At 59.5% G+C, this 25,891-nt stretch carries 19 protein-coding genes; 9 read left to right on the top strand and 10 right to left on the bottom strand.

The features are described from left to right. Positions 1–229: 229 nt before the first annotated feature. Positions 230–529: a hypothetical protein gene (locus ACILSR_RS21495; RefSeq protein ID WP_395751853.1), complete on the bottom strand. Its 300-nt coding sequence runs from the start codon at positions 527–529 to the stop codon at positions 230–232. Between the two features lie 213 nt (positions 530–742). Here ACILSR_RS21495 and ACILSR_RS21490 point away from each other — a divergent pair, with 213 nt between their 5' ends. Together ACILSR_RS21490 and ACILSR_RS21485 are read left to right on the top strand one after the other, a co-directional pair. Next, the gene (locus ACILSR_RS21490; protein WP_395751852.1) at positions 743–1,138 is read left to right on the top strand and encodes a BlaI/MecI/CopY family transcriptional regulator; all 396 of its coding nucleotides are present in this window, start codon (positions 743–745) and stop codon (positions 1,136–1,138) included. A 386-nt stretch (positions 1,139–1,524) separates the two neighbouring features. Next, positions 1,525–3,600: a M56 family metallopeptidase gene (locus ACILSR_RS21485; RefSeq protein ID WP_395751851.1), complete on the top strand. Its 2,076-nt coding sequence runs from the start codon at positions 1,525–1,527 to the stop codon at positions 3,598–3,600. A gap of 161 nt (positions 3,601–3,761) precedes the next feature. On the opposite strand, the gene ACILSR_RS21480 is transcribed toward ACILSR_RS21485, so the two are convergent. From ACILSR_RS21480 to murA, 6 genes are all read right to left on the bottom strand, one after another. Continuing rightward, positions 3,762–4,640, bottom strand: a complete 879-nt coding sequence (locus tag ACILSR_RS21480) for a DUF4159 domain-containing protein (RefSeq protein WP_395751850.1) — start codon at positions 4,638–4,640, stop codon at positions 3,762–3,764. A 154-nt stretch (positions 4,641–4,794) separates the two neighbouring features. Beyond that, entirely contained in the window at positions 4,795–6,279 is a 1,485-nt protein-coding gene (locus ACILSR_RS21475) for a hypothetical protein (protein WP_395751849.1), read from the bottom strand. Between the two features lie 29 nt (positions 6,280–6,308). Continuing rightward, on the bottom strand, positions 6,309–8,426 hold the full coding sequence (locus ACILSR_RS21470) for a c-type cytochrome (protein WP_395751848.1): 2,118 nt from the start codon (positions 8,424–8,426) through the stop codon (positions 6,309–6,311). Positions 8,427–8,467: 41 nt separating this feature from the next. After that, the gene (locus ACILSR_RS21465; protein ID WP_395751847.1) at positions 8,468–9,043 is read right to left on the bottom strand and encodes a DJ-1/PfpI family protein; all 576 of its coding nucleotides are present in this window, start codon (positions 9,041–9,043) and stop codon (positions 8,468–8,470) included. A 173-nt stretch (positions 9,044–9,216) separates the two neighbouring features. Further along, positions 9,217–10,119, bottom strand: a complete 903-nt coding sequence (locus ACILSR_RS21460) for a sugar phosphate isomerase/epimerase family protein (protein WP_395751846.1) — start codon at positions 10,117–10,119, stop codon at positions 9,217–9,219. 809 nt (positions 10,120–10,928) lie between these two features. Next, the gene (gene murA, locus ACILSR_RS21455) at positions 10,929–12,194 is read right to left on the bottom strand and encodes a UDP-N-acetylglucosamine 1-carboxyvinyltransferase (protein ID WP_395751845.1); all 1,266 of its coding nucleotides are present in this window, start codon (positions 12,192–12,194) and stop codon (positions 10,929–10,931) included. Between the two features lie 139 nt (positions 12,195–12,333). On the opposite strand from murA, the gene ACILSR_RS21450 reads away from it, so the two are divergent. The 5 genes from ACILSR_RS21450 to ACILSR_RS21430 all read left to right on the top strand — a co-directional run bounded on the left by ACILSR_RS21450 (position 12,334) and on the right by ACILSR_RS21430 (position 19,654). Further along, positions 12,334–12,738 (top strand): BlaI/MecI/CopY family transcriptional regulator, encoded by a 405-nt coding sequence (locus ACILSR_RS21450; protein ID WP_395751844.1) that lies wholly within the window; start codon positions 12,334–12,336, stop codon positions 12,736–12,738. Between the two features lie 7 nt (positions 12,739–12,745). Further along, a complete protein-coding gene (locus ACILSR_RS21445) occupies positions 12,746–14,554 on the top strand; it encodes a M56 family metallopeptidase (RefSeq protein WP_395751843.1) in 1,809 nt (602 codons plus the stop codon). Between the two features lie 199 nt (positions 14,555–14,753). Further along, positions 14,754–16,277 (top strand): polysaccharide lyase, encoded by a 1,524-nt coding sequence (locus ACILSR_RS21440; protein ID WP_395751842.1) that lies wholly within the window; start codon positions 14,754–14,756, stop codon positions 16,275–16,277. A gap of 97 nt (positions 16,278–16,374) precedes the next feature. Then, positions 16,375–18,270, top strand: coding sequence for a DUF1549 and DUF1553 domain-containing protein (locus tag ACILSR_RS21435; RefSeq protein WP_395751841.1), 1,896 nt, complete (start codon positions 16,375–16,377; stop codon positions 18,268–18,270). Between the two features lie 34 nt (positions 18,271–18,304). Further along, positions 18,305–19,654: a DUF1501 domain-containing protein gene (locus ACILSR_RS21430; protein WP_395751840.1), complete on the top strand. Its 1,350-nt coding sequence runs from the start codon at positions 18,305–18,307 to the stop codon at positions 19,652–19,654. Positions 19,655–19,714: 60 nt separating this feature from the next. Here ACILSR_RS21430 and ACILSR_RS21425 read toward each other — a convergent pair whose 3' ends face one another. From ACILSR_RS21425 to ACILSR_RS21415, 3 genes are read right to left on the bottom strand one after another with little or no spacing between them, the layout of a single operon-like run. After that, complete coding sequence (locus ACILSR_RS21425; RefSeq protein WP_395751839.1) at positions 19,715–21,139, bottom strand: N,N-dimethylformamidase beta subunit family domain-containing protein; 1,425 nt, start codon at positions 21,137–21,139, stop codon at positions 19,715–19,717. Positions 21,140–21,171: 32 nt separating this feature from the next. After that, positions 21,172–21,924 (bottom strand): SDR family NAD(P)-dependent oxidoreductase, encoded by a 753-nt coding sequence (locus tag ACILSR_RS21420; protein WP_395751838.1) that lies wholly within the window; start codon positions 21,922–21,924, stop codon positions 21,172–21,174. An 18-nt stretch (positions 21,925–21,942) separates the two neighbouring features. Then, on the bottom strand, positions 21,943–22,347 hold the full coding sequence (locus tag ACILSR_RS21415; RefSeq protein ID WP_395751837.1) for an FKBP-type peptidyl-prolyl cis-trans isomerase: 405 nt from the start codon (positions 22,345–22,347) through the stop codon (positions 21,943–21,945). 136 nt (positions 22,348–22,483) lie between these two features. On the opposite strand from ACILSR_RS21415, the gene ACILSR_RS21410 reads away from it, so the two are divergent. Further along, positions 22,484–25,189 (top strand): DUF1592 domain-containing protein, encoded by a 2,706-nt coding sequence (locus ACILSR_RS21410; RefSeq protein ID WP_395751836.1) that lies wholly within the window; start codon positions 22,484–22,486, stop codon positions 25,187–25,189. A 44-nt stretch (positions 25,190–25,233) separates the two neighbouring features. After that, on the top strand, positions 25,234–25,890 hold the full coding sequence (locus tag ACILSR_RS21405; RefSeq protein ID WP_395751835.1) for a hypothetical protein: 657 nt from the start codon (positions 25,234–25,236) through the stop codon (positions 25,888–25,890). Position 25,891 lies beyond the last annotated feature (1 nt).

Here is a 25,891-nt window from a genome sequence, read left to right as displayed (position 1 = left end):
ACAAGGTGTGGCGGGGATCCTTGTTGACGCTGCTGGTCGGCGCTAGGTGTGGCGGAGTGCTGGGTTTGCTTCCCACTCATGAGGACTGAAACCCAGGGCGGCGCTCGCTGAGGCTCGCTTGCCCTGGGCTATATTACGTCGCCCCTTTGGGGCTGGAGCGAGGCGGTGGAAGAGCCGCGTTATGTATGCGGTGGCGGATGCGAAGCAATGATGCTCGCTGTGGGTTGGCTCATGAGTTCATTGCTTCTAATTCGTCCAAGATTTCTGCAACTTGAATAAAATTGACATCATCTTTTGATGGATAGTCGCGCAAAAAGGTTCTTCCCTGAACCTCGATAAAATATTTTACGGCTCTTTCATCACAATCTGACATCAACAGAGGCGGCACCATATGACAAAGCTCAGCCCATTCCTCTAGCATTACTTGCTGCTGATCATTGCGATTAGAGGATGCAGAAAAGTTACGAACTGCGATCAGTCCTATCCTCAACAAATGCAATAGGAGAAGCTCTTTTGTGCTTGTTTTCATAACTTTCTTTTCGGTGAGAGCATAATTGGCCAATGTTCGTTGCCTCAGGCAAAATCCACCATCGTTCATAACTAAATTTTTATAGGGCTATTCAGAAGAAGCCATCACAAACCAGCATGCGCTTTAGGGCTTTAGAGCCTTGCCCGCTTCAAAGATTGAAAATTCAATCTTTGATATTGACTCGAAGGCCTTCATGGGTTGAAAATTCAACCCATGAAGAAAATTGCTCAATTGAGCCGCCGTGAGCGGGAGGTGATGGACCTGGTGTTTGCGCAGGGGGAGGCGACGCTGTCGCAGATTTTGGAGGGGATGGAGAAGGCGCCGACGCGGGCGGCGCTGAGGTCGATCCTGACGATCCTGGAGGGGAAAGGTCAGCTCAAACACCGGCAGGAGGGGCGGGAGTTTATCTATGCGCCGGTGCACTCGCGGGAGGAGGTGGGGCAGAGCACGCTGAGCCGGGTGATCGGGACGTTTTTCGGGGGATCGCTGACGCAGGCGCTGGCGGCGTACCTGAGTGCTCCGGGGACGAGGCTGAGCGAGGGGGAGGTGGAGGAGCTGAGGGAGTTCCTGGCGCAGGCGAAGACGGGGAAGAAGTCTAAGAAGGCCTGAGTTTCAACGCAGAGATTAGAAGACCGCAGAGATGAGGGACTGATTTTATGATTCACCAAACACTGAGGCATACCTCTATGAACGCGGAACGCTTCGGGACGAACACGATTAAGGAGACCGGATTTCTACACCGCAGAGTTTTGAAAAACGCAGAGATGAGGGACTGATTTTATGAGTTACAAACTGCTAACGCATCGGGCCATGAACAGCGCATTCTCTCTGAGGGAGACGGTGGGGCATGGAGGGTGTGGAGAGATGCGGGGCATGGGGTGGATGCGGAGTGAGGCGGCATCGGAGTGCCGCGCTCGCGGCGCTGCCAGAGGGGCTGATTTTTCGAATTTGAAGGCACAGATCTAACCACGAACACAAACAAGGAGATGACTGTTATGAACTTGGAATCGATCTATACTTTTACGCCGGGGTGGCTGGTGGATGTGGGGCTGCAGATGACGGTGGTGATGGGGGTGGCTGGCGGTGTGGTGATGATGCTGGGGAGACGGATGGCGGCGGCGAGGAGGCACTTTATTTTGGCTTCGGTGCTGATGCTGATTCCGGTGGTGATGGGGTGCAGTTTTGTGGCGCCGGTGTGGCGGATGCCGTGGAGTGAGAAGGCGGGGGTAAGAGAGGGTGGGGCGATGGAGGGGAGCGGGGCGCTGACGACCACGAAGGTGGATTACAGCGGTGGGCGGCCGAGGCTTGCTTCGGTGGTGACGGTGGCGCTGCCGAAGGATGAGGCGCGGGCTTCGTGGGTGTGGACGGTGCTGTGGCTGACGGGGATGGGAGCTGGCGCGGTGGTGCTGGGTTTTTCGGCGTGGTCGCTGCGGAGGCTGCGGGTGGGAGCACGAACTGTGGTAGATCCTACCATGCAGCGGTGTTTTGACGAGGAGGCGGAGGGGCTCGGGCTGTCGCTGCCGAAGGCTTGTCTGCGGATGAGCGCGGGGTGTGCGGTGCCGATGACGTGGGGGATTTTTACCAAGACGGTGCTGCTGCCGGAGGCGGCGGCGGATTGGGAGGAGGGGCGGCTGCGGCTGGTGCTAAGGCATGAGCTGGGGCACATCGCACGCGGGGATGTGCTCACTACTTTGCTGACGACGGTAGCGGCGCTGCTGCTGTGGTTTCACCCGCTGGTGTGGGTGGTGCTGAGGGCGTGCGGGAGGGCGCGGGAGCAGGCGTGTGATGATGTGGCGCTGGAGCGCAGCGGGCAGAGCGCGGAGGATTTCGCGGAGGAGCTGCTGGCTGCGGTGGCGGGGCTGGGAGGTGGCGGAGGTGCTTCGCGGGCCCGGCCGTGGATGCCGCTGGCGCTGGCCATGGCGATGGCGGTGTCTGCAAATGCGAAGGCGATGCGGCTGAGGCTGACGAATCTGGTGCAGGCGGGTCGCGGACGATGCGGCTATTCTTTGATGCAAAAGATGACGATGGTGGTGCCGATGCTGGGCGTGGTGTTTGTGCTGGCGGGGCTGAGTGCGTGTCGGAAGACGGAAACGAAGGCGGGGGCGGCAGCGACGAACGAGGTGCCGAGGCAGATCCTGGTGAGGAGCCGGTTTGTGAGCATTCCGAAGGATTCGCCGGTGCTGGCGGAGATGGGGCTGGTGCTGGATGAAAAGCAGCCGCCGGGGCTGCAGAGCCTGGGTCTTTTAACTGAGGAAAAAACCAAGGAGCTGCTGCACAAGCTGAGCGAGCAGAAGGGTGTGGAGCTGATGAGCGCGCCCTCGGTGACGACGCGGAGCGGTGCGAAGGCGACGGTGGAGGTGGCGCGTGAGTTTATCTATCCGACGGAGTTTGATCCGCCGAAGCAGGCGACGCAGAAGGAGCCGGTGATCCCGACGACGCCGACGGCGTTTGAGATGAAGAAGGTGGGGGTGAAGATGGAGGTGGTGCCAACGCTGGAGGAAGGCGGGAACCTCTTTCTGGAGGTGACCCCTGAGGCGACGAGCTTTGAGGGGTTCATGGACTATGGCGCACCGATCACGCACGAGGGCAAGGTGGTGTCTGAAAACAAGATTCAGCAGCCGATTTTTTACACGATGAAGACGACTGCGAGCTTTGTGATGAAGCCGGGGCAGAGCGTGGTGTTTGGCGGGCTGGGAAGTCCGGATGCGACGCCGCTGACGAGCCGGATGCCGAAGACGAAGGACCTGATGTTTTTCATCATCGAGGCGGATGTGGTGGAGGCGGGGAAAGAGGTGGCGAAGACTAACGTCACGGCTGACGTTCGGGTGGCGGACGCTGCGGTGACGGTGGTGGGACAGGTGAAGCGCCAGGGCGTGTACGCTTTCAAACCGGGGATGACGGTGGGGGATCTGGTGAAAGAGGCTCAGGGGCTGAGCGAGCGGGCGGATGCGACGAAGGTGGAGCTGAGGCGCGGACCGAAACACGCGGCGCGAGCCACGGTGCTGGATCTTCCCAACGGCAATGGGAAGGTGCTGGAGGCGGGGGATGTGGTGACGGTGCCGGAGAAGTGAGTGGGGCGGGCACCTCATGCTAGTGAAGGGTTTCCGCCCGCCCCTCACCCCAACCCTCTCCCCGAAGAAATGCCGTCGATTTCTCCGTGTTTTATGGCGGGGAGAGGGAGAACCGTTTTGGCAGCGCTATCGTCTATCGGATTGAAAATGGATTCACTGAGCTAATGAGTGAGGGCGTAGAAGACGATGTTGATGCCGAGGGGGTAGGCGTGTTTTTCGGAGACGTGGGTGAAGTACCAGGGATCGCTTTGCTCCTGCTCCCAGCCGTCGCCGAGGTCGTTGTTGAGGCAGATGAGCATGACCATGCGGTGGCGATCATCAAAGACGGCGCGGAAGTGAGGGGTGGCGGATTCGGGGCGGATCTCGTTGTGCATGTTTGTTTTGCCATGCTGGTTCATTTCCTGCCAGTAAACGTTGCTATGGATCTGGGGTGGTGTGGGGAGATCGTAAACGCAGTGGAAGATGGGGTGGTCGGGCTGGAGCTCTGTGTAGCCGCGGTCGGGCCAGATTTTTTTGAAGATGGGCTCGAAGCCTTTCCATTCATCGTTGCCCCAGAAGTCGTCGATCATGATGAAGCCGCCATTGAGCATGTAGTCGCGGAGAATGCGGGCCTGCGCGGTGGTGAGATCCATGTGGCCGGGCTCTGAGACGTAGAGGAAGGGATGGTGGCGGAGACGCTCGGCGTCGATGTCGAGGATGACGGGAAAGGGGCTGACCTGGACGGAGGTGAGCTGGTGGAGGCGGAAGGAGAAATTGAGATCGGCCTCGGGGTAGTCTGCGGTCCAGCGGCCGCCACGGCGATGGGGGTAGCTCAGGCGGGCGAAGGTGAAGACGTCCTTGGGGAGCTCGGCGGAAACTTCCCACAGAGGGGTGTTTTGGCCGTAATGGCGCCAGCCTTTGAACTGGCGTGGATCCTGAGGAAAGTGGACTTCCCTGCCATGGTAGGTCATGCGGATGCGGGGCGCTTCTTCCTGGGAGAGCAGTGGCGTGCCGAGGAGGAGCAGCGCCAGGCATGGCGGCAGGAATTTGAGAAAATTCATGCCGTGCTTTTACCTGAGGTGGGTGGGTAAAAGCGATGTCTTTTTTGGGGAGGATAGGCGCGGGAGTGGGAAGGGCGGACTGGATGGAGTGGTGCGCTTTACAGAGTGCGATAAAGCTCACGAGTACTTTTCCAGAGCGAGCTAAAGCTCTAGACTACTTTAGCTTGTTCACCGTGTAGTAGGCCATGCGGTGCCAGAGCGGGGTGCCGTCTTTGGCTTTAAGCTGGGGGAGTTCGAACTCGTGGACGTAGCCGGGGCGGAGTTCGGAGCATTTGACTTCGAGGGTGAGTAAGTCGGGGCTGAGGGTGGCGCTTTGGATGGAGAGAGGCTGGGTGTCGAGCTCTTCGCCGCCGTATTTGCTCTGGAAGGGGTAGGTATAGCTTTTGCCGGTGAGGGTGGTGAGGGTTTTCTGGTCCAAGGGGAGGGTGAAGGTGAAGCGGAAGCCGGATTTGGCGAGCTCCATTTTTTGGACTTCAAGAGGGGGCTTTTTTGTCCAGACGATGCGCTGGAGGCCGAAGGGGCGGTTGCCTTTGCTGTTCCAGCCGCGGTTTGACTGGCCGACGACGAGGGAGCCGTCAGGGAGGAAATTGAGGGCGAGGGCGGCGCACTGGAGGCCATCGATGAAGGGGAAGCAGGCGCCCTGGTATTCGCCGCCCACTTTTTCGAGGAAGACGCGGTTGACGCCGGAGAGGACGAATTCGCCGAGGAACATTTGTTTTTCAAAGGGGCCGAATTTGCCGGAGCTGAGATCGCAGGCGATGCCGGTGCCGCTCTGGCCCATCTTCACATAGGGGAGCCATACGGCGGCGGGCGTGTATCCCTGGACGGTCTTCATGGCTTCGGCGACGGTGATGCCATCGGGTTGCTTGGTGGCGATTTTGACCGGGGACTCGGGGCGCTGGGCGTCGGGGATGGATTCGGCGTGGGAGAAGTAAGCGCCTTTGCGGGCGTGGAAGAGAGGGGTGGTGGGGATCCAGTTGCCCTGCTGGTCGGTGATGAAGATGTCGCCTTCGGCGTTTTCGCCAATGCCGCAGGGACTGCGGAAGCCGGCGCAAAAAGGCTCGAGCTTGCCGGAGGGCGTCATGCGGACGACCCAGCCGCGCCAGAGGGGGTGCGTGGCTTCTTCGCCCGCGCCCTTCCAGGCTTTGCCCATGCTGGAATTGAGGGAGGTGTAGAGATTGCCTTCTTTGTCGAAGACGGGGCCGTAGGCGTACTCGTGATAGGCGCCGGAGACGCCCCAGCCGGTGGAGGCGCAGAGATATTCATCGGCTTTGCCGTCGCCATCGGTGTCGCGGAGCTTGGTGACTTCGGAGCGCTGGGTGGTATAAAGTGCTCCGTCATGCCAGGCGAGGCCGAGGATCTCGTGGAGGCCGGTGGCGAAGAGATGGAAGTCGGGGCTGGCGGTATTGGTGGGATTGTGGGCGATCCAGACTTCACCTTTGCGGAGGCCGACGGCGAGTTTGCCGTCGGGGAGGATGGCGATGCCGCTGGCTTCGAAATTGACGCCTGGGGGAGAGGCGTAGGTTTCGATGTGGTAATAGTCGGACTGGTCCTGGGCGCGGGATGTCGAAGCGACTGCCAGGAGACCAAGGATTAGCCGCAGAGGGGCAGAGAGGCAGAGGGAGCAGAGTTTTTTCATGGATGTTCTCTGCCATTTTGTGATTGATTTTACCATGACAGCACTTCCTTGGTTTCTTTGCCGTTCGTTTTTATGATGTGCTCGAAGCCGTCTTTGACGGGGCGTAGGGTGTCTTCGATTTGCTGGCCGTTTTCGATATATCGGAAGGTGGGGATGCCGGCTTTGTCGAGCGTGTAGCCGCCGTAGGTGCGTTCGCTGGTCGATGCTGGCATTGGCTTCACATCGGTGCCGAGGGGCTTGATGGGCGGCATGGAGCGATCCTGCCAGTTGCTCATGGCATCGAGGAAACGGCCTTTCCAGATGACTGCCCAGCGGCTGGTTTTGGCATCGAAGGCGGCATTGAGGCCTCCGGGGAAACCGACGCCGATGGCGTGGGTGCCAGCACCTTCGATGAAACTGCGGAAGATGATGACGCGCTTCTGCTGGTCGGGCTTGAGCTCGAAATCTTCGGAGGACATGAGGCCTTCGGGGAGGGGCTGGCCTTCGACTTCGCGGAGATAGGTCCAGATGCTCTCTATGTCTTTGTCGGCGGTCTTGCGGCCGATGAACATGGGCGGCATGACGGTGCCGGGCTGGGTGACCTGGGGATTGAGAAGGAGTTCTTTAAAGTATTCAGGCTGCAGGCGCTCGGTGGTGTGGGTGAGGCGGATGACGGGCGGGCCAAGTGATTTGCGATCTTTGAGGCCGTGACAGGCGACGCAGGCGAGGCCTTTGGCACCGAGGAGCTGGCGCCCGAGTTCTGCGCGGTGATGTTTGGCGAGCCCGGTGACGTCGATCTTGAATGGCTTTTCCAAGGCGTCCGCTTCATTGAATGAAGGGATCAACATTTCGGTCTGCTCGCGACCGAAGCTGGGCATGCGGGTGTCCATGTAGGGGCGGACGCTGCCGTCCTGACCCCAGAGGATTTTTTCGAACCAGGCACGGGTGAGCTTGCGGCCGACTTTGTCGAGATTGGGCGGAAGATTGGCGAGGTGACCGAGGGACTCGGCACCGGGATCGTTTACGCCAAAATACTGCGCACGGGGATCTTCAGGGCCGCCTTTGCCATCGCGATCGTGGCACGCGTAGCAGTTGAGGCGAGTCATCTGCCAGTCCACTTTTTCATGAGCGGTGAGCTTGGGGGCATCTTCTTTTTGGATGAGTGCCAGTGCGAGAGTGAGGGCGCGTTTCTGGAGATCGTTGAGGTCGTAGCGTGGGGTGCCGGTGAGTTGTTTTTCAGCGAGGCAGCCTTTGGCTGGTGCGAGATCTTTGAGCGGTTTGGGGGCGATCGCTTTTACCGGCGGAGAAACTGGGGAGAAAGGTGCCCCGACGGAGCTGATGGTGTGGCATGCCACACAGTTCATCTGCTGGAAGACATCGCGGCCTTTGGCGGCGCTTTGTTTTGGGAGCTTGAGGGCAGCGCGGGTGGTGGCTTTTTCGATGGTGCGGCCGGTGTGGAGGTAGGCGGCGATGTCTGAGGACTGCTGGGCGGTGAGGCGCATGTCTGGCATGCGGCCAGCGGGGCGGGAGTGCAGCGGGTTCTGGAGGAAACTGGCAAGTGTGAGGAAGTCGTAGGCATCGGCGAGAGCGATGGGCACGGAGGCCTCACCGGGTTTTTCCACTTCGGCGTCAGCGGCGACTTTGGGCGGGCGCGCATCTTTGGCGGGCTCGTGGCAGGCGATGCAGCCGACTTTGTGGTAGAGCTCTTTGCCGCGCTCGGCATCGCCCGAAGGCATGGGAGCGGGCGAGCTTTTGAGGGTGGAGAGATATTCCACCAGGGCTTCGACCTTTTCGTCATCGCCCTCGGCTCCGTGGAAGAGTCCGGGCATTTGCGTGCCTTTCTTGCGCGACTGAGGGCTGCGGATGAAGAGCCAGAGAGTATCGGGATCGAGACGCGAGCCGACGCCATTGAGATCCGGGCCGGGCTTGGGCTTGAGGCGCTCCTCCCATGATTTCGGGACCGCATGGCACTGAGTGCAGTTCAGTTCGGCAAGGAGGAGGAGACCGCCGTTGACGAGAGATTCGTCCGGGTCTTGCGGAATGTTGAACCGGTCGAAGGTAGAGACGAAGGCGTGGTTGATGGGCTCTGCCTGGAGAGGATGGGCCTGGAGATGGCCGCAAAAAAACGCAGAAGCCGCAAAAAGGGGCCAGAGTTTTGAGGTGTTCATTTTGCGTTTTTGCGTCGTTTTGCGGCCATACACATTCTGAGTTAGAGGCCCATGCGCTTCTTCTCTTCGTCGAGGGCTTTGATCCAAGGAAGAACGAAGTGGCCGGAGTCGTGGTAGGTGCGGCCGGAATACATGTGCTGATCGATCACGCAGGGTTCGTTGACGTAGATGCCGCCGCAGATTTCGAGGTCGAACTTGCACTTGGCGACTGTGGCCATGCGGAGGCCTTTGACGATGTCCGCACGGGCGGGGATTTCGACGCCGTGGCACACGCTGGCGCAGGGCTTTTTATTCTCCCAGAACCATTTGGTGATGCGGAGAAGATCGGCGTCTTCGCGGATGTACTCGGGTGCGCGGCCGCCGCTGAAGAAGATGCCGACGTATTCTTCGGGCTTGATGTCCTTGAAGGCGATGTCGGCATCGATGCTGTAGCCTTCCCACTCTTTGGTGATGGTCCAGCCGGGCTTGATTTCATGCAGAACCATCTGGTATTTCCGCTTTTCCGGTGCGGCGACGACGGGCTTGTAGCCGCCTTCGATGAGGCGGTAGAAGGGATAGAGGGTGTCAACGGTTTCGGTGGCGTCGCCGACAATGATGAGGACTTTGGCGTCTGACATATTTATGATTTATGATTTATGATTTATGATTTATGATTTCGGATGTGGGGGACTTTGAGAGTGCGGGGGAGATGAATGGGCTGGGGAAAGTTGAGTGGGGCTATTTTTGTCACGGTTTACGATCTAGGCGAAGCCAAATCATAAATCATAAATCGTAAATCATAAATGCGGCATCAGCTGATCAGGCTATCGAGATGCCGTTTGGCTCTCACGATTTCCGCCGTGGTCTCTGCGGCGGTGGGCATGATGGGGATGCCGCGGGGAGTGGGGTGCATGAAGACTTCGGTGGGGCCGGTGAACTTGATGGCTTTGAGGGCCTGGAGCAGAGGCTTCCAGTCGAGCTTGCCACGGCCGGGCATCTGCTGGAGTTCTTCGTCTTTGGGCATGGGCTTGGAGCAGCCCATGCCGTGCTCCCAGGCATAGAAGAGGGTGAGCTTTTGGTCGATGTGCTTGATGAGATCTGCCATGAGGGCAGTGTCCTGCGGCAGATGATAAGGAGCGAGGGCGATGCCGATGCCAGGGATGGTGCGGATGTCATCGGCGAGCCAGCGAAGGGAGTCAGGGGTGTCGATGAGGTTGTTGATGTGGTTTTCGATGCCGATGGTGACGCCGTTTTCGGCGGCGAGTGCGGCATGGGGCTTCATCTTTTCGACGAAGGCTTTGACGTTCAGCTTGAGCTTTTCCGGGGTAACTTTGTAGTCCCCTGCCCCGCCTGTGACGATGAAGGTGCCGCCGAGTTTTTTCACGACGGGGATTTCATCGGTAAGGCGGAAGGGCCCGAGATCATAACGGGTGGTGCCGCCGAAGGTGAGACCGTGGGACTTGAGCATGCCGGCGAATTTGTCGTGGCCGATGGTGTCCATCTCTTCGCGCTGGGTGGCGTGTTTTTTTGGCCAGAGCTCGATGCTGGTGGCGCCGGTTTTCGTTACTTCGGGGAGGATTTCTGCGAGCGGCAGATTTCCATACATGGAGGAAGCGAGCATGTAGTTCAGCTTCCACGGCGACGCGTCTGCCGCGAATGCGGGAGCGGCGGCGAGCGCGGAGAGTGACTGCAGGAAGCGGCGACGGTTGGTCATGCGGGAGTAAACGCAGGCTGGGGAGGTGAGTCATTCAGACTTTGATTTGGGTTCTTCAGGTTTTGCGGCAGGGGGAAAGATGCCGATTCCCAACACTGTCACTTAGACCGGTTCTCAAAACGCGTTGTGTCGTATCGGTTTGAAAGCCGTAGGAATGTTCGATTTTGCCGCAGAGGGGCAAAGAGGCAAAGGGAGCAGAGAATGGTCTCAAACGTGACTGCATGGCGCCGCCACACGGATTTACCGGAGTCGAATACCGAGGGGAAAGGAAGCGGATTTGAACCGCTGATGAGACGCTGACATGGCGCTGATACAGAATCCGGAATTCGGATTTTCCAAATGTCGTTATAGCGTCGCACCCGTGGTTAAGATGAATGAGGAGCTCCATGCGTTGTGAACACACGGCACGCTGCCTCAGGCCGTGTTTGAAAAAGCCGCTCTATCGCTGGCGCAGTCTGGCCAGTGTATGGCGGCGTTTTGTGCTACCGCTACGCGGTTCCACGACCTTTGGGAGGTGTGGGTGATGCGGTTCCGTGGGCTGGCACCCACGGCGACGGTTGTGCCAGCGCTACGCGCTTTCGGAAGGAGAGCAGGTGGAGAGGCGCCGCTCCGTGGCATGAAAGGTCACCCAGCGTGTTTCGGCTGCCCAAAGCCGCACTCGGAGAGTGCGGACCACTGCACGAGTCGGTTTGCCACGCTCCGGGAGGTTTGCGGCCGCAATGGATTGTTTGCCTCGCTTTGGACAAGCAATGTTCTTCAACAGAGCACGCTCTGCCTTGACCTCTTGAACACTCCTTGATCGTTGGGCCTTACTTGTCCTGAACGCGCTCGAGCTGGGCGCCGAGGGCGGCGAGTTTGTCGTCGAGGTGTTCGTAGCCGCGGTCGATGTGATAGAGGCGGTTGATCTCCGTTTTGCCTTCGGCGACGAGACCGGCGAGGACAAGGGCTGCGGAGGCGCGAAGATCAGAGGCCATGACGGGGGCGCCTTTGAGGACATTGCCGCCGCGGATGCGGGCGGTGGCGCCCTGGAGATCGATATTGGCGCCCATGCGCTTCATCTCGGCGCAGTGCATGAAGCGCTGGGGGAAGATGGTCTCCGTGATGGTGCTGGTGTCATTGATGACACAGGCGAGGGCGCACATCTGGGCCTGCATGTCGGTGGGGAAGCCGGGATAGCAGAGGGTGGTGAGGTCGAAGCCTTTGGCGTTAGGATTGGGCCTGACGGTGATGCTGTCCTTGGTGATGTCGATGGGGAATCCGCATTTGATCATGGCATCGGTGACGGCTTTCATGTGCTCGGGCATGACGCGCTTGAGAGTGACGCCATCGCCAAGCATGGCTCCGGCGACGAGGAAGGTGCCGGCCTCGATGCGGTCTGGGATGACGACGTGCTCAGCGCCGTGGAGTTCCTTGACGCCTTCGATGGTGATGCGGTTGGTGCCTGCTCCTTCAATTTTTGCGCCCATTTTGATGAGGAAGTTGGCGAGGTCCTCGACTTCAGGTTCTGCGGCAGCGCCTTCGATGATGGTGGTGCCTTTGGCGAGGACGGCGGCCATCATGACATTGTCGGTGCCGAGGACAGTGGAGCCGTGCTTGCCCATGAGATTCATGGGGCCGCCTTTAAAGCCTTTCTTGGCGTTCACGTAGATGTCGCCGCCTTCAACGGTGATCTGCGCACCGAGGGCTTCGAGGCCTTTCAGGTGCAGATCGACAGGGCGATCGCCAATGACACAGCCGCCGGGAAGGGAGACGGTGCACTCTTTCAAGCGACCGGTGAGCGGGCCGAGCACGCAGATGGAGGCGCGCATTTTGCGGACGAGATCGTAAGGAGCGACGGATTTGATCTTCTCTGCCTTGACGACGACGACGCCGCTGGCGCGCTCGACCTCGGCACCGAGTTCACCGAGGATGCGGACCATGTAGTTGGTGTCGCTGAGATCAGGGACACGGCGGATGGTGCAGGTGTCATTGGTGAGGAGCGTGGCCGCGAGAATGGGCAGCGAAGAGTTCTTTGAGCCGCTGATATTGATGCGGCCTTTGAGCGGAGCGCCGCCGTGTACGATGAGTTTTTCCATGTGATGGTGTTTTGTGCTGCGGAATGGGGCAGTGGCAAGCCATTCTTCGAATTCCTCGCACTGGAAAGACCACTTGAAAAAAAGTTCTTGCCGTTTCGGATTACATGCGTAATCCTCGGATCACGTTTGTAATCCTAACATGGCACGCCGCACTCCCACTCCCCCCGCCCCGAAGATCTCCGACGCCGAATGGACGGTGATGAATGTGTTCTGGCATCGTGGCACGAGCACGCTGGCGGAGGTGGTGAAGGAACTGGAGGGACGGCTGCACTGGAAGCCGCGCACGGTGCAGAGTCTGATCCGCCGACTGGCGGACAAAGGGGCGCTGGCGGTGGAAGCGGTGGGGCGGGAGTTTCGCTACACACCTGCGGTGGCCCAGGACCAGTGCCAGCATGAGGAAAGCCGGAGCTTCCTGGACCGCGTGTTCAACGGCCGACTGGCCCCCTTTGTAGCGGGACTGATGGATCGTGAAGAAGTCACGCAAGATGACCTGGCCGCGCTGCGTGAAGTGCTGAGTCAGGCCGAAAAGAAACTTAAAAAGTAGCACCTCCATGAATGCTGACACCCTCCTGCACTGGCTTCTGCGCACTTCGCTGGAAGCGAGCCTCCTCATCCTGGCGGTGCTGGGGCTGCGGCTGATGCTGGGAACGCGGCTGAGTCCTGCGTGGCGGATCGGTTTGTGGATGCTGGTGGGAGCGAAACTGATGCTGCCTGCTTTTATTCCAGCGGGGTTTGGGCTGGGAGGATGGTTTCAGCAGCAGGAAGCAGCCCCCCTCATTCAAACACCAGCGGCCCAGCCTATAGTGGCGATGGCGGCGGTGAAGGCCGCTGAGACTGGAAGCCTTGATACTATAACTGCAGCCCATGGATCTGCTGCCCCTGTGAAAATGCCGTCCGCATTTACCCTGATGCTCATGTTGTGGGTGGCAGGAGCGGCGCTGGTCATTGCGGCGGCGTTGTATCGTCAGCATCGTTTCAATCGTGTACTGCAAAAACGTCCGGCAGCGACGGCTGCGCTGCTGCGTGCCCTGGTGGCCAGCCTGTCACAGAAGGCGGGCATTCGCCAGCCTGTGCGAGTGCTTCTGATGCCGGCGGGCACCACGCCTGCCATCGTGGGCATTTCGCAGCCCTGCATTCTGCTTCCCGAAGACTGGGATGCGCGCTTTGACGAGCACAGTCTGAGACATGTGCTGCTGCATGAACTGCTGCATGTGAAGCAGCATGACCTGATCTGGAACTGGGTGGCCACAGCAGTGCAGGCGCTGCATTGGTTCAATCCGCTGGTATGGTTTGTGGTGTCGCGCTTTCAGGCGGACCGCGAACTGCGCTGCGATGCGGGCGCGCTGGAGATGCTCTCGCCCACGGAGCGGATCGACTACGGACACACGCTTCTGAGGATTCAAGAAAGCTTTATCGCACCTCCGGCCATGGCAGGGTTGGCCCCATGTGTGCGCAACCACCCTACCCTGCGCCAACGCATTCACATGATCGCCCACCCAACCGCCCGCCAGCCTGTACTGCAACTGATGCTCGCCGTCACGCTCAGCGCACTCGTCTGCTACTCATTCACCACGGCCCGCGCGGCTGAAAAGGAAGTGCCTGCGAAAGAGAGGAGCCGGGATGGTGCCAGAGCGCCCGCTGCCGAGCAAGGCAAGGCCGCGCCAGGAGAAGAAGGTGCTGCAACGGGCACCAAAAAGAGCGGTGATGGCGATGGCGGCAGCAAGAAGCCGGGAATGCGTGAAGGTGATGGCGGCTCCAAAAAGCCGGGGACGCGCGATGGCGAAGGTGGCAGCAAGACCGGCATGCGTGATGGTGAAGGCGGAAAGAAGACCGGTGCCCGTGATGGCGAAGGTGGCAGCAAGACCGGCATGCGTGACGGTGAAGGCGGAAAGAAAACCGGTGCCCGCGATGGCGAAGGTGGCAGCAAGACCGGCATGCGTGACGGTGAAGGCGGAAAGAAGACCGGTGCCCGTGATGGCGAAGGTGGCAGCAAGACCGGCATGCGTGATGGTGAAGGCGGAAAGAAGACCGGTGCCCGTGATGGCGAAGGTGGCAGCAAGACCGGCATGCGCGACGGTGAAGGCGGAAAGAAGACCGGTGCCCGTGATGGCGACAAGGCCACGGGATCTGAAAAGGCCATCACTCTTCGGGTGATCAAGAAAGGCGAGGCTGTGATGGTGGGAGATGAAGAGGTGGCCATGAACCGCCTGCGCGGACACCTGAGCACGTTTCTTCCCGAGCATGCAGGCGCCAAGATTATCGTAATCGGCGAAGGCGATGTGCCGATGAGCGCGATGAACAACACGGTGGATGCCGTGCGCGACAACGGTAACAAGAACGTGGGGATTCAGGCGGAGTGATGTAGCCGCACACTATGCTCTGCCTCCCATAGAGCGCATCTTCAAAGCCCTGCATGTGGCATGAGTCTCAAGCCAGACACGGATCACAAGTTCTAAACGATCTCTTCTCACCAGCACTGGAATCACACTTCCAGTACAACCACGGCACGGCTCTTGATTTTGATCCGGCCCCTTCTTTGCAGCCCCAACTCTTCTCATTATGAGGAAATCATCAGTCATTCTGATCTCGGCACTCGCTTTTTCGCCGCTTGCGAATGCTGCGACGCCGCAGGAGATCACCGCGGCGGTCACGAAGGCGGTATCCTTTTATCATTCTCATGCGGCGGCACACGGCGGCTATGTGTACCGTTACAGCGCCGACTTCACTTTGCGCGAGGCAGAGGGCATTCCGGGTGCGGACACGATCTGGATTCAGCCGCCGGGGACGCCTGCGGTGGGCATGGCGATGCTGGATGCGTATGAGGCGACGAAGGATGAGAAGTGCCTGGCCGCAGCGGTGGAGGCGGCGCATGCGGTGACGAGGACTCAGCTTTGCTCAGGCGGGTGGGATTACTCGGGGCATTTTGATGCGAAGAACCGTGGATCGCAGCTTTATCGGCGTGATGAGACTGGAAAGCTCATCGAGCGCAAAAAGATGCCTCAAGGCGAAGGTGGCTGGCATGTGTGGAAACGGCACCAGAACAAGAACAACTACTCGACCTTTGATGATGATGTGTCGCAGGCTGCGACGCGACTGCTGGTAAGGGTGAATCACGCGCTGGGTGGGAAGGATGCGGAGATCAAGGAGGCGGCGGATTTTGCGCTGAGCGCCATCATGGCGACGCAGTATCCGGCGGGCGGGTGGAGTGCGAACTGGGAGACGTGGCCCAGCTCGCCGCCGCCGGTGGCGATGTATCCGGTCAAGGCTGCGAACTATCCTGCGGATTGGCCGCGGACCTGGCCGAAGGATTTCACCGGATGCTATGTACTGAACGACAACACGCATGCGACACTGATGAGCACGCTGCTGCTGGCGTGGCAACTGCGGGGAGATGCGAAGTATCTGGAGGCGGCAAAGCGTGGAGGCGATTTTCTGGTGACCGCTCAGATGCCGGATCCACAGCCAGCGTGGGCGCAGCAGTATGATGCGGAGATGCATCCCTCCTGGAGCCGGGCCTTTGAGCCGAGTGCGCTGTGCGGACGCGAAAGCCAGTCGGCGATGTGGGCGCTGCTGAAACTGGCGGCGGCGAGCGGAGACAAGAAGTATCTGGCGCCGCTGCCGCGTGCGATTGCGTATCTGCGGAAGTCCCTGCTGCCAGATGGGAGGATCGCGAGGTACTATGAATTGAAGACCAACAAGCCGCTGTACTTTGAGCGGGGCGAGGGGGGGAAGGGATTTGTGCTGACGTATTCGGACAAGAAGGCTTCGTCTAACTACGGGTGGAAATGGGACAGCGAGCTGGATGCGCTGGAGAGTTTTCGGCAGAAGATCGGGCGCGGAGAGCCTGTGGTATTTCCTCGAGTGGAGAAGGAGCGATGGTCCTCGCCACCGACGGAGGCGGATATTGCGGCGATTTTGAAGGAGCAGAAGGCGGATGGCTCGTGGGCTGCGACGGATGCTGAGCGCGGATGGATGCGTGATGCGAACGGGAAAAAAACGAGCCCGGCGGGCGGTGTGATTTACAGCCTGGACTTTGTGCAGGGTGTGAAGGCGCTGTGCGCGTGGCTGAAGGCGAAGCGATAAAGCGCACTGATTTTTTCAACCACTAATCGAACACTAATATTCACTAATGTTCCGAGCCATGAAGAATTCATTACTAGTGATGCAGTTTGTTTTTGGAATGTGTTTTCCTTTGGCGGCGGCTGAGAAGTATGAGAATGCGACGCCGTGGTCTTATCAGAGAATCGTGCGGTATCCGGCGCCAGCGGTGAAGGATGCGGCGTGGCCGAAGGATGACATTGACCGGTTTATACTGGCGCGGCTGGAGAAAGAGAATCTGCACCCGATCGGTGATGCATCGCGGCAGACGCTGATCCGACGGGCGTCGTTTGACCTGCGGGGACTGCCTCCGACTCAGGAGGAGGTGGAGCGGTTTGTGCGGGATGCGGCCTCTGATGATGTGGCGTTTGCGAAGGTGGTGGATGCGTTTTTGCAGTCGGAGCGCTTTGGTGAACGCTGGGCGAGACACTGGCTGGATGTGGTGCGGTATGCGGACAGCGTGGGGCGGGTGTGGAATGCGCCGTTTACATACGCGTGGAAGTATCGCGACTGGGTGATTGATTCTCTGAATGCGGACAAGCCGTACAACCGGTTTGTGGCGGAGCAGATTGCAGGAGATTTGCTGTCGGCTACCACGGTGCTGCAGAAGCGCGACCAGATTGTGGGGACGGGCATGCTGGCACTGGGCAGCGTGAATCTGCAGGAGGGAGACTATGAGCAGTTCGTACTCGATCAGGTGGATGATCAGATCGATGTGGTATCGCGTGCGTTCATGGGGCTGACACTGAGCTGTGCGCGATGTCATGACCACAAAACGGAGCCGGTGAGCCAGAAGGATTATTATGCGCTGGCGGGGATCTTTTACAGCAGCCGGACGCTGCCGGGACAAGCGAATCGCAGTGACATGAACGGCTCGGGCTATGTGGATCCGGAGATGCTGGTGGATCTGCCGACGAAGCTGGATGAGGCGATAGGACCGCCGCAGAAGCTGCCAGAGGGAATTCACTCGATGGATGACATTCGTGCGCTGGGAAATCCGAAGACGACGATCCGCTATGATGTGGATCCGCATTTCTGCATGGGGGTGATTGATGGTGAGATCCAGGACTGCGAGCTTGCGGTGGGTGGAGATCCGCATGACCGCAAGGCGGCGCCGGATCGTGGAAAACTCGGCATGCCTGCCCTGCCGCCGCTGCCGAAGATTCCGGCAAAGTCGTCCGGAAGGCTGGAACTGGCGCAGTGGATGACGCAGCCGACGCATCCCCTCACCTCCCGTGTGGCGGTGAACCGCATCTGGCAGCATTTGATGGGCGAAGGGATTGTGCGGACGGTGGATGATTTTGGCATCACGGGGAGCGATCCGACGCATCCTGAACTGCTGGATCATCTGGCGATCCGGTTTGTGGAAGGCGGATGGTCGGTGAAGAAGATGGTGCGTACGATGATGCTGAGCCGGACGTACCGGCTGGCGAGCACTGGAAATCCTGAACACCCGGATGCTGGGAACAAACTGCGGTGGAGGATGAATGCGAAACGGCTGGAGCTGGAACCGCTGCGCGACACGCTGATGCAACTGGCCGGGAAGCTGACGCTGGGCCGGCCGGAGGGCATCCAGGTGGCGGGCACCGGCGGCAAAGGGCGGCATGGGCTGACGCGTGGTTTGCTGGGGATTGAGGAGCCGTATCGCACGATCTATCTGCCGGTGGTGCGGGACAATGTGCCGGAGCTTTTCAGCACCTTTGATTTTCCTGGACCAACGCAGATCAAGGGACAGCGGGATGTGACGACGGTGGCTCCGCAGGCTTTGTTTTTTATGAACAACGCGATGGTGGAAGAGATGGCAGGAGAAATTGCCGAACAAGCCAAGAACGACGTGAAGGCTGTTTACCGACTGGTTTTGAACCGGGAGCCTGCCAGCGATGAACTGAGCGACGCGGAGGCTTTGAAGCGCGAACTTGGGCTGGCATCTCTGGTGCAGGCGCTGCTGGGGACGGCGGAGTTCAGGTATGTGTTTTAATCCGTCATTTTTAGCTTCATCTTAAACACCTGCCATGATCAACCGCCGCTCCATCCTCCAATCCACCAGCACAGGCTTCGGCTGGCTGGCGTTTAATGCGTTGCATCAGCAGTGGGCGGGTGCTGCGGCGCCGCCGAAGACGATCAATCCGCTGGCGCCGAAGGCACCCCATTTTCCCGGGAAGGCCAAGCGGGTGATCTTTATGTTCATGCAGGGCGGACCGAGCCACCTGGACACTTTTGATTACAAGCCGGAGCTGGCGAAGGCGGAGGCGAACAAGGTACAGAAGTACATGGGAAGTGTGTTTGAGTTCAAGCCGCGTGGCAAAAGCGGCCTCATGATTTCCGATGCTTTTCCGGAACTGGCGAAGCATGCGGATGACCTGTGCCTGCTGAATGGAATGCAGACGCGCACGAATGCGCACCAGATGGCGACGGTGGCGCTGCACATCGGCAGCGAGACGTTTGTGAGGCCTTCCATGGGGGCGTGGATTGTGTATGGGCTGGGGACGGAGGCGGAGGATCTTCCTGGGTTTGTAACGATCAACCCGGCGGCGGACAACGGCGGCGCGATGAACTATGGCTCGGCTTTTCTGCCTGCGACGTTTCAAGGTACGCGGCTGAGCACCGGTGGTGGTGGTGTGCCGGATTTGAGCAATGGGAAGCTGAGCGACGCGCAGCAGCGGAAGCAGATTGAGTTTATCCAAAAGGCGAATCGCAAGATGCTGAGCGGTGATCCGGGGAATCCGGAGATCGAGGGCATCATCCAGAGTTATGAGCTGGCGTACAAGATGCAGACGAGCGTGCCGGAGGTGCTGGATCTGGACAAGGAACCGCAGCACATTCGTGAACTGTATGGTCTTGATGATGGGAGTACGGAGCGCTTCGGAACGCAGTGCCTGATGGCGCGGCGGATGGCGGAAAAGGGTGTGCGATTTATCCAGCTCACTTCACCGGGATGGGATCATCACAACGGGCTGCGCGACAATCTGGCAAGGCAGTGCACGTCGATTGACAAGCCGATCGCAGGACTGATCGCGGACCTGAAGCAGCGGGACATGCTGAAGGATACGCTCATCATCTGGGGCGGTGAGTTTGGGCGTGGGAGCGGGTATGACAATGAGCCGTACAATGGACGCGGCCACAACGGCGGCGGCTACACGATGTGGATGGCTGGCGGCGGGGTGAAAGGCGGTTTTGCTTATGGCAGCACGAATGAGATGGGGAACACAGCGGAGACGGGGATCATCGGCACGCATGATCTGCATGCGACGGTGCTGCATTTGCTGGGGATCAACCATGAACGGCTGACGTATCGGTATGCGGGAAGAAATTTCCGCCTGACGGATGTGAGCGGAGAGGTTGCGAAGGCGATTTTGGCGTGAGGGAAGCTTGCGCCGCCAGAGTCAGGCAGGATGCCTGACCTCCATGGACAGCCGGGACGGCTATCCTCCAAGTGCGCGTTTGAGCAGATTTTCGGTGATACGCTGGACGCGGGAGTCGGGGCCGTGGGGGCGGGAGTAATGGCTCCAGACGGGCATGTGGCCGGGAGGTTTGCTGAGGCCTTGTGCCCACCAGATGGTGGCGGCGTTGAAGACGAAGTTGTTTTTAGGCCCGGGATAGATGGTGGCGGTCCATTGCTGGGGATTTACGCCGCCCTGCCAGGCAGTGCCACCGGCGATGACTTCGAGGCCGGAGATCTTGGCGGGATCGCCGTGATATTCCCAGCCGACCATGCCGGGAATGGAGTCGCCCTTTTTCATGCCGGTGCCTTCGAAGAGCCAGTGACCAGGCTGCGTGCAGATCCAGTCCCCTCCGCCATTCACAGGTATGACATTGATGGCGCCCATGAGCAGGCCTTCATCGGGGCCGGTGGTGTGGCCCACGAACTTTTTGAGCTCATCGAACTTCTTCTGCCGCGCAAGGCCGCCATAGGGTGCGTCACGTGTGAGGATGCGGTTTGGCTTGCCGGTGGAAGAATCGCGAAAGGGGCTGACCCAGCAGACGGAGTTGCCGGAGAGGAAGAGCAGATTCACGCCTGCATCGCGCATGGCCATGGCGCTGTGATACTGACGTACGTCCCAGTATTCATCATGGCCAGCGCTGATCCAGGCTTTGCATTTGAGGCCGCGCTCGGGAGTGAGCATGTCGCTGTTGGAGCAGTAGCTCACATCGTAGCCGTGCTGCTCCAGCCAGTAGGCCATGGGAAACTCAAAGCAGAGCCACTCGCCGCTGCCCACGGACTGGGGGTTTTCGTAGATCTGACGATACTTGCCGTAGGGACGATCAAAGCTGATGTCGATGCCGGGCGGGCTTACCATGCCGGGGCTGACGCCGTCATCGTAGAGTGAGAAGGTGTCCGGCCAGCGGTTGTAAGCCTGCCAGGTGTTGTCGCTGCACTGGAGGAGAACGTCGGCCTTGCGGTCGTCTTTGACGATGAAAACGATGTAGCTCTGCCAGTAGGGCTCGTCGGGTGATGCGGGAAGCGTGGTGAACCGGCCAAGGTAAACGCCGCTGAGCCAGTCCTGAGGAATGGTGATGCTGGCAGTCTTTTCCCAGCGGCACTCGCGCAGGCGGCTGGCTCCGACTTCGGGTACGGACTGCTCTTTGCCTTCGAAGGGGCCGTACTCCGCCATCAATCGCGCGCCGCAGCCGCCGTAGTAGCCGGTGCGGAAGATTTCGAGCTTGAAGCGTGCGGTAGGGCGGGTGCTGACGAAGATGTCCAGCACTTCGCCTGCTTTCACAGACTGGCGCGAGCAGTAGCCTTCAATGAACGAAGTGCGGATGCCTTCGTTTTTGTCAAGGCGCATGCGGGAGAGCTGCCAGTCGCGCGAGCCGGGCCTGGCGTTTTCTTCGGAAATCAAGGACATGCGCAGAGTACGCGATGCGGAGTCCAAACTGATCAATACGTGGCACGACCGCCGGAGAGATCGAAGACGGCACCGGTGGTGAAGGAGCAGTCTTCGGAGGAGAGCCAGGCGACGAGGGCGGCGGCTTCCTCCTTTTTGCCGAAGCGGTTCATCGGGATTTTGGAGAGCATGTAGTCCACGTGCTGCTGGGTGAGCTGCTTGAGGATATCGGTTTCGATGACCGCCGGGGTGACGGCATTGACGATGATGCCGCTGGTGGCGAGTTCTTTGCCGAGAGATTTGGTCAGGGCGACGACGCCCGCCTTGGAGGCGCTGTAATGAGCGGCATTGGGATTGCCTTCTTTGCCAGCAATGGAAGCGATGTTGACGATGCGGCCGTAACCACCCTTGAGCATGTGCGGGACAACGGCGTGGCAGCAGTGGAAGGGGCCGTTCAAATTGATGGCCATGACGCGCTGCCATTCGGCGGGGTCGGTTTCCCAGACTTTGGCGTTGGTGCCGGCGATGCCTGCATTGTTGACGAGGATGTCGATCCTGCCAAAGGCGCCGATGGTGGAGGCGGTGGCGCTCTCCACGGAGGAGATGCTGGTGAGGTCCACGGTGGCGGTATGAACTTTGCCGAGGGGCGAGAGTTCGGCCCTGGCGGTCTCGAGTGCGGCGGCGTCGATGTCCCAGAGGCAGACGCCAGCGCCCGAGCGCAACTGGCGTTCTGCAATGGCGTAGCCGATTCCGCGTGCGCCGCCGGTAACGATGGCAACTCTGTCCTTGAGGTCGATTTGGTTCATGGACAGAGCAAATCGCGCTTAGTCCTCCCAGACTTTCAGCAGTTCGACTTCAAAGATGAGGGTTTCATTGGGACCGATGTCAATGCCCGCGCCACGTTTGCCGTAGGCAAGTTCGGAAGGAATGAAGAAGCGGAATTTCGCCCCCTCCTGCATGAGTTGCAGGCCTTCGGTCCAGCCTTTGATGACGCGTTTGAGGGGGAACTCGGCAGGTTCACGCCCGGCGAGGTAGGAGCTGTCGAACTCGACGCCATTGAGCAGGGTGCCACGGTAGTTGACCACGACGGTGTCCTTTGCCTTCGGGCTTTTGCCGGTGCCGGGGATGAGCACCTGATACTGCAGACCGCTGGCGGTGGTGGTGATGCCTTCTTTTTTGGCGTTTTCGGCTAGGAAGGCTTTGCCGGCTTCGAGTGCGGATTGGGACATGAGTAAAAACTGGCGCGTTTCATCAGCGCATGCCCGCGCGCACGCAACCGCAAATCGCGCACAATGCGTCGTTGGTTTCGGCGAAATCCCTGCCACTTTGGGAGCGTATTCAAGAATACCCCCCTATTCCCCTTTCATGCTTCGTCGATTCCTTTTCGCGTCCACACTTGCCCTTCCCTGCCTGCTGACCGCCGCCGAGCGCGGCCAGGAAGCCTACAACAAGCGCATCCTGCCCCTGCTGCAAAAATACTGCTACGATTGCCACGGCGATGGAACGGACAAAGGAGACTTTGCGCTGGATGAGTACCCCGAATATTCGAAGCTCATCGGCGACAAGGTGCTGTGGGACCATGCACGTCAGCAGCTCGTGACGCATGTGATGCCGCCGGAGAAAAAGGAGAAGCCGCCGCTCAACGAACGCGATGAGATCGTGGCATGGATCGATGACACGGTGTTTTATTTTGATCCGCAGAAGATTGATCCTGGACACATCACCTACCGGCGCCTGAACCGAACGGAGTACAACAACACGGTGCGCGATCTGCTGCTGGTGGACATGAAACCGGCCAATGAGTTTCCGCCCGATGACACTGGCTACGGATTCGACAACATCGGTGATGTGCTGAGCATCTCCCCGATGCTGATGGAAAAGTACATCCGCGCGGCCAATGCCGTGGCGGAAAAGGCGATGGACACCTCCGATGTGGAGCGGCTGGACCTGGAGCTGGGAGCGAAGAAATTCTGGAACCAGAAAGGCGAGACCAAGGAGTGGGATGGGGTGCGCTGGTTCCACAGCAATGCGGATGCCGCGACTAAATTCACCGCGCCCGCGAGCGGCAACTATCTGCTGAAATTTCGCCTGTCCGCGACCCAGGCCGGACCGGATGCGGCGAAAGTGGCGCTGCTGGTGGATGACAAGGATCTCGGCACTTTTGACGTGACGGCGCCCTATCGCGGTGCCAACGGCCCTTGGCAGACCATCCAGCAAACAATCCCGCTCAAAAGCGGTGAACATAAGATCGTGGTGAAGTTCCTCAATGATTTTGCCGATCCGCAGAATCCAGATCCAGACAAGCGCGACCGCAATCTGGCGCTGGACAAAATCGATGTGGAAGGCCCTGACGGACTGCTGCCGCCGCGCGGCACCCGTCTGGTGCAGTGGCTGCTGGATGGTAAACCTGCAGGCCTGCCTGCGATGAAGCTGAGCGGTGAGGATTTCGAAAACGGCGAGGGGAATGCCCACCGCGACACGGGCACGATTGAGCTGGCGATGAACGGCTACGTAAAGCATCACATCGATCTGACGATGGCGGGCAAGTATCGCCTGATCATCAAGGCAGGCGCGCAGCAGGCCGGAACGGAACCGGCGAAGTTTGACGTGCGCATTGGCGGGAAGAATGCAGGCTCGTTTTCCATCACCGCCAAAAACCAGACGCCGCAGTGGTTCAGTGCGGAAGTCGAACTGCCTGCGGGCAAGCACGAAATCCAGGTGTGGTTTCTAAATGATTATTACGATGAGAAAACGAAAGACGACCGCAACTTCTGGCTGCACCAGCTGACGGTGGAAGGGCCGGTGAACCAGCCTGGCGGCATTGCGGTGGCCGACATGCACGGCCTCGTGGACAAGCTGGGCCAGCGGCTTTTCCGCCGCCCGATGAGCGAGGTGGAAAAAACCAAGTGGCGCGGCATCGCGGATCTGGGGCTGAAGGAGAATCTGCCGCCGCTGGATGCGATGGGGTATGTGCTGCGCGGCATGCTGATGTCTCCTGGATTTCTCTACCGCGGCTCTCCCACGCCGGTGGGAGCGTCACAAAACGGCGTGGCTTTGATCGATGAACACAGCCTGGCCTCGCGGCTCTCTTACTTCCTTTGGTCCGCACCGCCCGATGACAAGCTGCTGCAACTGGCGGCCAAAGGCGAACTGCGCAAAAATCTGGCGTCTGAGGTGAAGCGGATGATCGCCGACTATCGCGCCTACAGTCTGACGGACGACTTCGCCGGGCAGTGGCTGCAACTGCGGGACATGGACATCGTGGATGTGGACCAGAGGCGCTTTCCTGAGTGGAAGGGCGGACTGGGCTACTCGATGAAGAAGGAGTCGCAGACGTTCTTTGACCATATTCTGCGCGACAACCTGAGCGTGATTGAATTCCTCAATGCGGACTACACGTTTGTGAATGAGAAGCTGGCGAAGTTTTACGGACTGCAGGGTGTGAAGGGAGAGAAGTTTCAAAAGGTCTCTCTGCAGGGCACGCCCCGCGGCGGCATTCTTACACAGGGCAGCATTCTCACGCTGACCTCGACGCCCACGCGAACTTCTCCCGTGAAGCGTGGCAAATACCTGCTGGAGAACATCCTCGGCACGCCGCCGCCACCGGCACCGGGCGGTGTGCCGCCGCTGGATGAAAGGAAGCAGCAGTTTGGCAAGATGACGCTGCGGCAGCAGTTTGCAGAGCACCGAAGCAATGCCTCGTGCGCCGGGTGCCATGCCTTCCTGGACCCAATGGGATTTGCGTTTGAAAATTACGACGCCATCGGTCGCTGGCGCGATGAAGAAAAAAAACAGCCCATCGACGCCTCCGGCTCGCTGGTGCGAGGACAGACCTTTGCCAACCTGGCCGAACTGCGCAGCATTCTCGTGCGCGACATGAGCGACCAGTTTGTGAAAAACCTGGCCGACAACCTTCTCATTTACGCCCTGGGACGCGGGCTCGAATATTCTGACAAGCCCACGGTGGAAGAAATCCAGCGCAAAGCCAAAGCCTCCGGCAACCGCATGCAGGACATCATCCTCGCGGTGTGCGAGAGCGTTCCGTTTCAGAAGATGCGGGTCAGCCCCTAGACAAGCGAGGGCCAGCGAAGCGAGACACCCAACACCGACCAACCATGGACAGCCCGCCCAAGGCAACCGCAAACCATTCGGGAGAAGCCTGGCGCGAAGAGCCGATACTGCCGAAACAGAAAGCGGTCCTGGAGTTTCTCAAGATACCGGCACCTCCGACACGGGGTGGAGCGAGCAACCTGATCAAGGCTGTGTTTGAAGGGCCTGCCGGCAACGCGCATCAGAACGCCTGGGAGGCAGCCAAGCACAAACTGCATCCGAAGCTGTATCCTCCGGCACCGCCGGACGAACGTATGCCTGCGGCCGATGCTGCGATAGAAGGCTCGCGGCTGAAGATCGTGTTTCAGGTGATCGTGCTTTGCGGCAGCGCTATTTTTGCGTGGATGTATTTCACTCAAGACGCAGCATCGGCCGATGCCCATGGCACGCCTGTTTTCAAGGCTCCAGTGCCTGCCCGGACAGTCCTGCAGAAACCCACCACTGCTTTGCCTGAAAGCAAGGCCGTGAGCGAGATGATTGAGCTGCAAAGCACCGATGGAAAAACTATCCGCGCCAAGGTGCTGACACTCACCAAAGACACCGTGATGATCCAACGCGAAGACGGGCAGACGTTTGATCTGCAACTGGACCGGCTGACGCCCGAGTCGAAACAACGCATCGAAACCTATCGTGCAGCCAAACGGACGGGGCAGGTCCAATGAA

The organism is Prosthecobacter sp., assembly GCF_044222565.1.
Lineage (GTDB): Bacteria > Verrucomicrobiota > Verrucomicrobiia > Verrucomicrobiales > Verrucomicrobiaceae > Prosthecobacter.
This window is presented reverse-complemented; position numbering and strand designations above follow the sequence as displayed.